14 protein-coding genes and 1 pseudogene are annotated in these 10,461 nt (G+C 69.8%); 12 read left to right on the top strand and 3 right to left on the bottom strand.

Annotated elements, in window-relative coordinates; genetic code table 11:
* The first annotated feature begins 84 nt into the window (after window positions 1-84).
* From DPV74_RS34575 to DPV74_RS34545, 7 genes are all read left to right on the top strand, one after another.
* Window positions 85-2,394: an ATP-binding protein gene (locus DPV74_RS34575; RefSeq protein WP_119338826.1), complete on the top strand. Its 2,310-nt coding sequence runs from the start codon at window positions 85-87 to the stop codon at window positions 2,392-2,394.
* A 536-nt stretch (window positions 2,395-2,930) separates the two neighbouring features.
* Window positions 2,931-3,350, top strand: coding sequence for a BON domain-containing protein (locus tag DPV74_RS34570; RefSeq protein WP_060084516.1), 420 nt, complete (start codon window positions 2,931-2,933; stop codon window positions 3,348-3,350).
* 24 nt (window positions 3,351-3,374) lie between these two features.
* Complete coding sequence (locus DPV74_RS34565; RefSeq protein WP_060194491.1) at window positions 3,375-4,403, top strand: SDR family oxidoreductase; 1,029 nt, start codon at window positions 3,375-3,377, stop codon at window positions 4,401-4,403.
* 34 nt (window positions 4,404-4,437) lie between these two features.
* Window positions 4,438-4,737: a DUF2795 domain-containing protein gene (locus DPV74_RS34560; RefSeq protein ID WP_060084588.1), complete on the top strand. Its 300-nt coding sequence runs from the start codon at window positions 4,438-4,440 to the stop codon at window positions 4,735-4,737.
* Between the two features lie 61 nt (window positions 4,738-4,798).
* Entirely contained in the window at window positions 4,799-5,365 is a 567-nt protein-coding gene (locus DPV74_RS34555) for a hypothetical protein (protein ID WP_060317519.1), read from the top strand.
* A 136-nt stretch (window positions 5,366-5,501) separates the two neighbouring features.
* Window positions 5,502-6,107 carry a DUF4142 domain-containing protein gene (locus tag DPV74_RS34550; RefSeq protein ID WP_060317737.1) on the top strand — a complete coding sequence of 202 codons (606 nt, stop codon included), beginning with the start codon at window positions 5,502-5,504 and terminating at the stop codon, window positions 6,105-6,107.
* Between the two features lie 56 nt (window positions 6,108-6,163).
* On the top strand, window positions 6,164-6,772 hold the full coding sequence (locus tag DPV74_RS34545; RefSeq protein WP_021161236.1) for a DUF892 family protein: 609 nt from the start codon (window positions 6,164-6,166) through the stop codon (window positions 6,770-6,772).
* A 319-nt stretch (window positions 6,773-7,091) separates the two neighbouring features.
* On the opposite strand, the gene DPV74_RS34540 is transcribed toward DPV74_RS34545, so the two are convergent.
* The 3 genes from DPV74_RS34540 to DPV74_RS34530 all read right to left on the bottom strand — a co-directional run bounded on the left by DPV74_RS34540 (window position 7,092) and on the right by DPV74_RS34530 (window position 8,441).
* Window positions 7,092-7,574 (bottom strand): PRC-barrel domain-containing protein, encoded by a 483-nt coding sequence (locus DPV74_RS34540; RefSeq protein WP_059693369.1) that lies wholly within the window; start codon window positions 7,572-7,574, stop codon window positions 7,092-7,094.
* Between the two features lie 88 nt (window positions 7,575-7,662).
* Window positions 7,663-8,094 (bottom strand): CBS domain-containing protein, encoded by a 432-nt coding sequence (locus DPV74_RS34535; protein WP_027792518.1) that lies wholly within the window; start codon window positions 8,092-8,094, stop codon window positions 7,663-7,665.
* A gap of 89 nt (window positions 8,095-8,183) precedes the next feature.
* On the bottom strand, window positions 8,184-8,441 hold the full coding sequence (locus tag DPV74_RS34530; protein WP_091921690.1) for a hypothetical protein: 258 nt from the start codon (window positions 8,439-8,441) through the stop codon (window positions 8,184-8,186).
* A gap of 149 nt (window positions 8,442-8,590) precedes the next feature.
* On the opposite strand from DPV74_RS34530, the gene DPV74_RS34525 reads away from it, so the two are divergent.
* The 5 genes and pseudogenes from DPV74_RS34525 to DPV74_RS34505 all read left to right on the top strand — a co-directional run.
* Window positions 8,591-8,896 (top strand): hypothetical protein, encoded by a 306-nt coding sequence (locus tag DPV74_RS34525; protein WP_027792520.1) that lies wholly within the window; start codon window positions 8,591-8,593, stop codon window positions 8,894-8,896.
* 189 nt (window positions 8,897-9,085) lie between these two features.
* On the top strand, window positions 9,086-9,328 hold the full coding sequence (locus DPV74_RS34520) for a hypothetical protein (RefSeq protein ID WP_162923223.1): 243 nt from the start codon (window positions 9,086-9,088) through the stop codon (window positions 9,326-9,328).
* The gene (locus DPV74_RS34515; protein WP_021161228.1) at window positions 9,325-9,636 is read left to right on the top strand and encodes a hypothetical protein; all 312 of its coding nucleotides are present in this window, start codon (window positions 9,325-9,327) and stop codon (window positions 9,634-9,636) included. The genes DPV74_RS34520 and DPV74_RS34515 overlap by 4 nt, the downstream gene beginning before the upstream one ends.
* A gap of 25 nt (window positions 9,637-9,661) precedes the next feature.
* Window positions 9,662-9,976, top strand: coding sequence for a hypothetical protein (locus tag DPV74_RS34510; RefSeq protein ID WP_091921694.1), 315 nt, complete (start codon window positions 9,662-9,664; stop codon window positions 9,974-9,976).
* Window positions 9,977-10,229: 253 nt separating this feature from the next.
* A pseudogene (locus DPV74_RS34505) lies at window positions 10,230-10,461 on the top strand (RNA polymerase factor sigma-54); the annotation flags it as partial.

Here is a 10,461-nt window from a genome sequence, read left to right as displayed (position 1 = left end):
CGGTTCCGGCCGGCCGTCGCGCGTCGTGCCGGTCGGCGGTGTCCGGGGCCGCGGCCGTCGGCCGGCCCCGCAGGAGCGTGTCCGATGATCGATCTTCCCCGGCGGCAGGCCGGAAACTACGCGACGGCCGCGATGCTGGTCGCGATCGCGACCGTGCTGCAGGTGCTCGCGATCCGCTTCGGCGGCGTGAACCTGCCGTTCGTGATGTACTACCCGCTGCTCGCAGGCGCCGCGTGGGCGACGTCGTTCCTGTTCGGGATCGTGTCGACCGTCGTCAGCGGGCTGCTCGTGTGGACCCTGTTCCTGTCCGATCCGGCCGCCTATCCGGCGCCGCTGCCCGAACGGCTCGTGCAGCTCGGCACCTTCATCCTGATCGGTGCGCTCGTTTGCGCGATCGCGTCGATGTTGCGACAGACACGGATCACGAACGATCGCGCGCGCCGCCACGAGGCGGCTTTACGCCGGCAGCTCGAAGCCGTGCTGAGTGCGCTGCCGCACGGCGTGATCGCGGTCGACACGAAAGGGCGGCTGACCTATATCAACGCGGCGGCGGCCGAACTCGCCGGCTGCCGGCCTGGCGACGCGGCGGGGCGGCCGGTGCGCGACGTGCTGCGGATCGTCGATCGTGACGGCCGCCGCGTGCAGACGACGCCGCTCGATCGCGCGCTCGACGGCGCGGACGCGGTGTCCGACCGGCACTGGCTGCAGCGTGACGGCACCGGCGATCCGGTGCCGATCGTCGAGGTTGCCGCGCCGCTCGGCGATCCGGACGGCAACCTCGACGGCGCGGTGCTGCTGCTGCGCGATGCCGGCGCGGATCGCGCACGCGTCGACGCGTCGCGTTTGCAACGCGCGGTGGTCGACGCATCGCCGGACGCAATCGTCGGCATCGACGCGAACGGCCGCATTGCCAGCTGGAATCCGGCCGCGCAGCGAATCTTCGGTTACGACGAGGCCGACGCGCGCGGCCGCATGTTCGACTCGCTGATCGCCATGCGCTGGTTGCGGCGCAATCCGCTGGCCGAATCCTTCGAAGCGATGCGCGATCCGGTCGGGCCGCTCGAACTGCTGTGCGTGCGGCGCGACGGCCGGCGTTTTCGCGCGACCGTGTCGGCGTGCCCGGTACGCGGCGAGGCACGCGAATGCGTCGCGCTGTCGCTGACGCTGCGCGAAACCGGTGCGCAGCGCCGGCGCGACCTCCGCGCGCAGCGCTCGCTGCGGGGCGCGCGCGACGCACGCGACCAGGCCGATACGTCGAACCGGCTGAAGGACGAGCTGCTGGCGACGGTATCGCACGAGTTGCGCACACCGCTGAACGTGATCTATGGCTGGGTCGAGGTGCTGCGCAATTCCGGCGACCAGGCGCTGCAGAACCAGGCGATCGATGCCATCGACCGCAGCGCGCGTTCGCTCACGCGGATGGTCGGCGACATTCTCGATGCGTCGTCGCTCGCGACCGGCAAGCTGCGCCTCGACGCGACGCCGGTCGACATCGTGCGGCTGTTCTCCGATTCGGTCGGCGCATTCCAGACGGCCGCGTCATTGGCCGGCATCGAGCTCGAATTCGATTGCGAGACCTCGTCGTGCATTGTGTCGGGTGACGCCGAGCGGTTGCGGCAGATGTTGTCGAACCTCATCTCGAACGCGCTGAAGTTCACGCCGGACGGCGGCAACGTGACGGTCGGGCTCGCGCGCGACAACGCGCGGGTGATCCTGACCGTGACCGATACGGGGCAGGGTGTCGCGCAGGAGTTCCTGCCGTACGTCTTCGACATGTTTCGCCGCGCGGACGATTCGCCTGCGTCGTCGCGACGCGGCCTCGGTCTCGGCCTGTCGATCGTGCGGCATATCGCCGAGTTGCACGGCGGCCGCGTGACCGTCGTGAGCGCGGGCCGCAATCGCGGCACGACCTTCACGGTGACGCTGCCGGCCGGCTGGCAGCCGGTCGGCGCGATGGCGTGGGGGCTCGCGCAGGCGGGCGGGCAGCGCGAGCCGCTCGTGCTCGATGCGCAGCGGATCCTGATCGTCGACGACGATGCGACGACGCGGGCGAGCCTCACGGCCGCGCTGACCACGTTCGGCGCGTCGGTCGCGATCGCGTCGTCGGGCCGCGAGGCGCTCGCGGTCGCCGCCGACTTGCGGCCGACCGTCGTGCTGTCCGATCTCGCGATGCCGGACGGCGACGGCTTCTGGCTGCTCGATGCGTTGCGGCACGGGGCGACGAACGGCGACAGCGGTCCGCCCGACGTTTGCGTGCTCGCGGTCACCGCGCATGCCGGCCTCGCCGACCAGCGCCGTGCGCTGGAGGCCGGGTTCGACGGCTATCTGTGCAAGCCGGTCGACGTGCGCGAACTGGTGCACAAGATCGCGCACGCGACGAAGCGAGACGACTGACGCGCTGGCCGAGGTTACTTGACGTCGAGGGCGCCGGTAGTCACGACCCTCTCGCACGGATGTGAACCGGGAAAGATGGCGCTGCCGTCGACGAACCCGCGTTTTATCTCGCAGTCCTCCATTGAGTGTTTACGTCGCGGTGCGCGAGTACGCCACGGCATCGTGGCCGATGTCGCGCTCCACGGATTGCTTCGCGACGTCCGCAACTTGAATCCTCCACCCGCCCGCGTCCACACCGCCGGCTCCCCGCAACCGCGATACGTGTTCACTGACCGGCGCGCCTCCTCGCCGGGCGATGCCCCCGAGGTCCGGCCCGCGCAAACGGGCCACCGTGACTGCCTGTCGGCAAGCGGCATACCCGCACCGCTGCCGGGGGGGAAACCGCCGGCCGGCACGTCGAAAAAATTACAACGCATTGGATGAAAGCGCGTCCGGCCGGCGATTGCCGCCAGCACCGGGCGGCGCGGCCGCGGCACGCGGTTTGCGCCCGTGATGTCCGCCCGCCGGCCGTGCCGGCTCGACGAAAGGAGGTCACGATGAAGGTATTCCAGCTGCAAGCCCGCTCCCTGCACATCCGCCGCCATCGCGCGAAGCGTGTCGGCATGGCGATCGCGATCGTCGCGGCTAGCGCCTGCGTCACGGCCGTGCCGGACGTGTTCGCCGCCGGCGACGACAGCGCCGCGTCGTCGTCCACATCGTCGACGTCATCCACGTCGTCGCATTCGACGGCCGGCAGGAAGATCCGCGACGCGACGATCACGACCAAGGTGAAGGCCGAGCTCGTCGGCACGAGCGGCCTGTCGTCCGGCGACATCCACGTGAAGACGCGGCACGGCATCGTGATGCTCACCGGCAGCGTGCCCGACGAACAGCAACGCACGCAGGCCGTCGGCGTCGTGAAGCAGGTGGACGGCGTGCAGGACGTGCGCGACCAGCTGACCATCCGGGCCAAGTAACGTTGCCGCAACAGGAGTTCCGTCATGAACTGCATGCTCAAACCGGTCGGCGAGCAGACGATCGTGATCACCGGCGCGACGAGCGGCATCGGCCTCGTCACCGCGCGCAAGGCCGCACGGCGCGGCGCGAAGCTCGTGCTGTTCGCGCGCAACGAGGGCGCGCTGAACACGTTGTGCGAGGAAATCAGCCAGCACGGCGGCCTCGCGGTGCCGGTCGCCGGCGACGTCGCGAACCTCGAGGACGTGCAGCGCGCGGCCGCGAAGGCGGCGGACACTTACGGCGGCTTCGACACCTGGGTCAACAACGCGGGCGTGTCGATCTTCGGCACGGCGGCCGCGGTGCCGCTCGAGGATCAGCGCCGTCTGTTCGAGACCAACTACTGGGGCGTCGTGCACGGCTCGCTCGTCGCGGCGGACCACTTCCGCCGCAAGCGCGATTTCCACGGCGGCGCGATCGTCAACATGGGCAGCGAAGCATCCGATGCGCCGGTGCCGCTGCAAAGCGCGTACGCCGCGTCGAAGCACGCGGTGAAGGGCTTCACCGATTCGCTGCGGCTCGAGATGGAATCGGACCACCTGCCGGTGTCGGTCACGCTGATCAAGCCGGCCGCGATCGACACGATGTTCGTGATGCACGCGAAGAACTACATGAACGTCGAGCCGAGGCTGCCGCCGCCGATCTACGACCCCGATCTCGTGGCCGACGCGATCCTGTTCGCGGCCGCCCATCCGCGCCGCACGCTGTTCGTCGGCGGTGCCGCGAAATTCACGTCGGCGAGCGCGTACCACGCGCCGCGCCTGTTCGATCGCGTCGCGGCCACGCTGTTCTCGCGCGGCCAGCGCACGGTGCGGCCCGCTCGCCCGCGCGACGACAACGCGCTGTACGACTCGCGTCATGCGCTGCACGAGCGCGAAGGGATGGACGGCCCCGTGCTGCGCAGCTGTGCATACAACACGGTGGTGCAGCGGCCGAAGATGGCAGGCGCGGTCGCGCTCGGCGCGGCGGCGCTCGTGTTCGCCGCGCTCGCGCGTGCGCGCCGCGGGTCCGCGTGATGCCGTTTCCGTTCATTCAATCAAGGAGGTTTCGATGACATCCCGACAACACACGGGCCACGAACTCAGCCGCGCCCGCGCGCACGAAGGCGAGCGCGCGCAGCAGGACCACGACAAGGGCGGGCACCAGACCGGCCACGGCAAGCCGCCGAGCCCGGTCGACGTGCAGAAGGCGCTGAAGGGGATGGACTACCCGGCCAGCAAGGCGACCATCGTCGAATGCGCGCAACGCTCGCATGCGGCCCACGACGTGCTCGACATGCTCACGCGCATTCCCGATCGCGAATACGACACGCCGGCATCGGTGTCGAAGGAGCTCGGGCGGCTGATGTGAGCCGTGCCGCCATTGTGCCGTGCGCGCTCGCGCGCGGCGTACCGCGACAAGGAGCACGAGCATGGCGATGATCGTCGCAGGCCGCTTCACGACGTTCGATGAAGCCGAGAGCGGGGCGCGCAGCCTTTACGAGCGCGCGTTCGGCACGGACGACGTATCGATTTTCTTCCTGAACCCGGGCGGCCAGCACGCGCGCTTTCCGATCGGCGGCGACGTCTACGCCGACACGGCGGCGAAACCCGGCGGGCGCGGCGCGATGGTCGGCGCGATGCGCGGGTTGCTGATCGGCGCCGTTGTCGGGGTGGCCGTCTATGCGGTGGGCGTGCGCTACTGGTTCGTGCCGGCGGCGGGCGCACTGGCCGGTGCGTACCTCGGCGCGCTGGGCGGTGCGCTCGGCCGGATGCGCGGCGAGCAGGACGAAGGCAAGGGCACGCTTGCACGAAGCGAGACGGGCGTGATCCTCGCCGCGCATGTGACGCCGGACACGGCCTCCACGGCGGAAGACGTGCTGCGCGCGACGGGCGCGAAGTCGATCGAGCGCGTCGACGGCGACTGGCAGGACGGCAAGTGGCGCGATTTCGATCCGGTGCGCCGGCCGGACGAAGCCGCACGACGACGCGGCCGGTGACGTGGGCAGCGGCAGGCTCGCCGGCGAGGCCGCGCCCGTGGCCGACGGCGCGAGCGACATGACGGGGCAGACGCTGCACCCGAACGGCGGCTCGATCGTCGGCGGCTGCTTCCACGCAAGTACAAGGAGAAGGCAGATGAAACATCCGAACTGGACGATCGCGGCGCTTGCCGCAGGCGTGCTCGCCGTATCGGGATTCGCCGGCGCGCAGGCGCCGAGCGAGCCGCCCGCATCGAATTCGCATGTGCCGGGCGGCGTGATCAATCCGTCGTCGGGCGCGGGCGACGCGCGGATCGCGAAGGCGCCGCAGGGCGGCGACGCGGAATTCATCGACAAGGCCGCGATCGCCGGCAAGGCCGAGGTGCAGGCCAGCCAGCTCGCGCTGAAGCAGGCGCAGTCGCCGGATGTGCGCGTTTTCGCGAAGCAGATGGTGAGCGATCACGGCAAGGCGAATGCACGGCTCACCGAGCTCGCCGCGCGCAAGGGCATGAAGCCGCAGGTCGAACAGATTTCAGACCCCGACGTTGAGGCGCTGCGCGGCAAGAACGGCCGCGACTTCGACGTCGCGTATGTCGCGGCGGTCGGCCCCGACGCACACCGCAAGGCCGTCGCGCTGTTCGAAGGCGAGGCGCGCGACGGCAGGGACCCGCAGCTGCGCGAATTCGCGAGCGCCACGCTGCCGACGCTCAGGCATCACCTGAGCATGGCGCAGGCGCTCGAACGCAAGGTGGGCGCGCGGTAACGCGTGCCCGTTCATCCCCGGGCCGCGCGCGGCCCGTTTTTTTCGGAGAGGCAGTCATGGCCCATCGGCAACCGAAACACGAAGGCATCCGCGAATTGCTCTGTCAGGCATACGAAACCGAGCTTGGCGGCGCGAAGCTCTACGAGGCCGCGCTGCAGTGCGCGACCGACGGCGATCTGCACAAGGAATGGGAGAAGTACCACCGCGAGACGCTGCATCACCAGGAAGTGCTGCGCAAGGTGTTCGAGACGTTAGGCATGGACCCCGATGCGCAGTCGCCCGGACGCAGCGCGGTCGCGGCCACCGGCAAGGCGCTGGTCCACGTGATCGAGCAGGCGCGGAAGCAGGCCGATCCGGCCGTCGCGCAGGTCGTCGCGGCGGAATGCGTGGTGCTCGCCGAGACCAAGGACCACCTGAACTGGGAGCTGATCGGCTACGCGGCCGACCAGTTGTCGGGCGACGCGGCGAAGACATTGAAGGACGCGCACGACGAGGTCGAGGCCGACGAGGATCACCACCTGTATCACACGCGCGGCTGGGCGCGCGAGATGTGGATCGAGTCGATGGGCTTCAAGGCCGTGCTGCCGCCGCCGGAGGAAGTGAAGAAGGTCGAATCGGCGGCGGAGGCGGCGCGCGCCGAACGCTCGCGCGGCAAGATGATGTGACGGCAACGGGGCCGCGGCCGGGGCGTTGCCGCTCCCGGTTGCGGCGCCCGACGAAGGCCGCCGCGAGCTGCACGGCGATCGGTTCCGGCGACAGGAAAAAGGGGAAGCGCGATGCAACCGGACCCCGGCGACGATCCGGCCGCCGCCCGGCATCGCGCGTGTTCTCCAGCGCGATCGGAGCGGTGCCGTAGCGCACTGAACGCACACAACGCACCTCACCTTCTGCCGTCCCGGCTTGCAAAAAAGACGCCCCGCGCGAGCGGGGCGTGTAGAAAGGAAAGCGGATGCGCCGGCGAACCGGCGCCGCATCGTCGCGCGATCAGTGACGGTCGCGCGCGCGCGGATCGTTCAGTTCCTCGGTCGGGTCGGTCAGCCCCAGTTCGTCGCCGCCGCTCCAGTACGGCGCGCTGCCGTAGAACTCGTGCAGCGGCTCGGCCCATTGCGGATCGGCCATCGCCGGCCAGTGGTCCTTGTCGAACCCCGGCGCGTTGCGGATGCGCTCGGACGACACCGACAGCAGGAAGCATTTACGTTCGGTGTCGAGCGTGAGCGCGCTCCACGGAATGGCGTGCAGCTTGTCGCCGATGCCGAGGATGCCGCCGCTCGACAGCACCGCGTAGGCGACGCGGCCTGAGCGCACGTCGAGCATGATGTCCTTGATCTTGCCGACGTCGTCGCCGTCGGTCGTATAGACCTTGTCGCCTTCCAGCGTATCGGCCGCCATCACGTCGGGGCCGGGGCCGGCCGCCGTTGCGGCGCCCTTGCCGATGATGCGGGTCTGACCTTGATCGGAAGTGTGCATGGTTTCCTCCAGGCTGCGTGGGGCGCGACGGTGCCCGGGGCGGGCCCTGCGGGTCGCGCGGGTATCGTGCGGCGCAAGGATCGCGCCGTCACGTCTGCTTCGGTTGCGACACGCCTTCGAGCGTGTTCGCGACGTCGTCGCGCGCCGGGCCGGCCGAACGCGTCGCGATGTCCGCGAGCGACAGCATGCCGACCAGTCGTTTGTCGTGATCGACGACGGGCAGGCGACGCAACTGCGCGTCCGCCATGTAGTGCTGGATCTCGTCGAGCGAATCGTCGTCGAAGCACCATTCGATCGGGCCCGATGCGACTTCGTGGACCCGCGTTTCCGGCGGCTTGCCGGCCGAGATCGCGCGCACCGCGAGATCGCGGTCCGTCACCATCCCGATCAGCCGGTTGTTGTCGCACACGGGCAGCGCGCCGATGTCGTAGCGCTCCATCAGTTGCGCGGCATGACGGATCGAGTCGGTCGGCGCGATGCGCACGACGTCCTGCGACATGATTTCGTTGACGCGATGCATGACTTCCTCCTTGCAGGTGGGGATGGCGAATTCGTCGGCGGAGTCCGCAAGCCGCGTGCCTTCCTGCACGCGCGGTTCGCTCGGGTACGTCACGCGCCGTCGTCGCGTTCGCGCGGGCTCCGCCACGGCCCTTCGTCGTGCGTGCCGGGCGGCGTGTCCGGCTCGATCCGCGTGACGCCGCCGGTCGCCGGCGGGTCGCTTGCCGGAAACGTATCCTCGAGCTGCTTGTCGATATGGCGTTCCGAATGGCGCGTGCGCGTGCGGTCCTGGTGCTTCAGCGGCGGCGTCGGGTCGGGATGCCGCTCGTGGGCCGGCGCGTCGCGGCCGGGCCGGGTCGAATCCTTCATCGCGAGGCTCCGTATCGGTGACGAGGAGCCGGGATTGCCGCAACGGCCGTGCCCGGCTCGCGGACGCGGCACACGACTTGCCGTATCGACTGCGATGACGACGCGCGGCCCGACCGGTGCCTGCCGTGCGCATTTCGAGCGGAGGCACGATGACGATTCCGAAACGACGACCAGGCGTGCGTTATGAGATCAACGTATGCGGCGGCGGATTCGATTCGGTGAAGAGCCATTTCAACGAATGGAAACACGAACCGCTGATCTACCGGCCCGAGCGCCGGATGTTCGAGGGCAAGGCCGACGTGCGGCCGTTGGGCGACGAGACGTTCGGTTCGACCGAACCGGCGCGTTTCGCGCTGCAACGCGCGTGCGAGCCGTCCGATTCGTATGCGCTGGCGGCGTGCGTGAAGGACAACGGCCGCGAGCTGTGGCTCGTGATGGCCGCGTACGACGCATAACGACGTGCTTGAAAGATTTGCAGCGAACGGTGTAGCGAAGGCACGACGCGTCGCATGGGGCCGCGCGTGTTCGCGCCGGCGCCCGCATGCGGGCGCCGCGACCGGAGGGCATGCGCATTGCGGGAGTGCCGTATCCAGTCACGACCGCCGCACACGATGCCGATCCGAACCCGCCCCGATGGAATGCCGATGAAACACGATCCCGCCCAATGGCTGCAGCGGCCCATCCCGCCGTTCCCTGACCTCGAGCCGGATCCCGACGACCCCGATCCCGACGACTTGCCGCCCGACCTGCCCGAACCGTACCGGCAACCGGCAGGCGATCCGCCCGGGACCGCGCCACCGGAGCGCGAACCGCCGTCGCGGCAGCCGCCCGTGCATGCGCCGCCGGTCGGCGGGATAACGCGACTGCATGCGGAGGCACGGCGATGAGCGTCCGCGTGAAACCCGGCGTGCTGCGCGAGATCGCCGAGACGCTCGGCCGCCATTTCGAAGCGCGCGCGATGCCGTTCCACATCGAGGAGCGGCCGGCCGGGGCGTTGCATATCGGCTTTCGCGTCGACGGCCATCCGGCGTCGCTGTCGGTGTCCTTCGACGCCGACGCATTCGCCGCGCTCGAGCGCGCCGGCATCGATCGGCAGCGCGGCACGCTCGCGCGCGTCGCGGCCGAATTCGACACGATGATGGCGCGCCGCACGCCGACCGCCTATGCCGGCGATTTCCATTTCAACCGGCTCTGAGCCATCGATCCGACGGAGGTATTCGATGAACACGATCCAGACGATACGCGCGGGCGCCCTTGCGTTCGCCGCCGCGTGCACGCTGGCCGCCTGCACGCAACCGACGAACGGCCCCTACGGTGCGCACGGGGCGCCGCCCGCACCGCCGGATGGCCGCGGCGCGCAGTCGACCACGACGATGCCGGACGCGAATACGCGCTACGACACGCGTCCGTCGCCGGGCAACATGATGCCGCAGGGCGCGGCCGGCGGTGAACCGGCCGACGTGCCGCCGCCGGGGCCGAACGGTGCGCAGGGCGACCGGCCGTTGCCGGGCACGCCGCCGCCGATGCAGTACTGATCGAGCGTTTGCCGCGCATCACGTACGGCAGGCAGGGGCGGCGTTCGGGGGGCACATCCGGATGCCCTTACGGACGAGCGAATGGCGTGCCCCAAAACTTGCCGCGGGCTTGTAAAAAAGCGGCCCCGGCCAGCGTCGAAGCGGGGTGCGAACCCGCGAGAACTGCGAGGCGACGCGCTTCGCCGAATTGGCACGAAAGCTGCGTAAGTCGTGCAGACGACCTAACGCGAACCGAATAATCAGGAGGCTTTCGATGCCCGTCTCGCTTGCGTTGCAGATGCGACAGCATCTGGCACTTACGCCGAGGCTTCAGCAGTCGCTGCGGCTGCTGCAGTTGTCCTCGCTCGAATTTCAACAGGAATTGCGGCAGGCGCTCGACATGAACCCGTTTCTCGAAGACGGCCCGGGCGACGAGGAAGCCGCCGACGGCGCGCCGGAGCAGCCGGCGGAAGCGGCCGCGCCCGAGGCGGCGCCCGAGCCCGAGG

The sequence above is a fragment of the Burkholderia sp. HAN2018 genome (genome assembly GCF_024704855.1).
Classification (GTDB): Bacteria; Pseudomonadota; Gammaproteobacteria; order Burkholderiales; family Burkholderiaceae; genus Burkholderia; species Burkholderia cepacia.
Note: the sequence above shows the minus strand (reverse complement) of the source record. Positions and strands in the feature narration are given on the sequence as shown.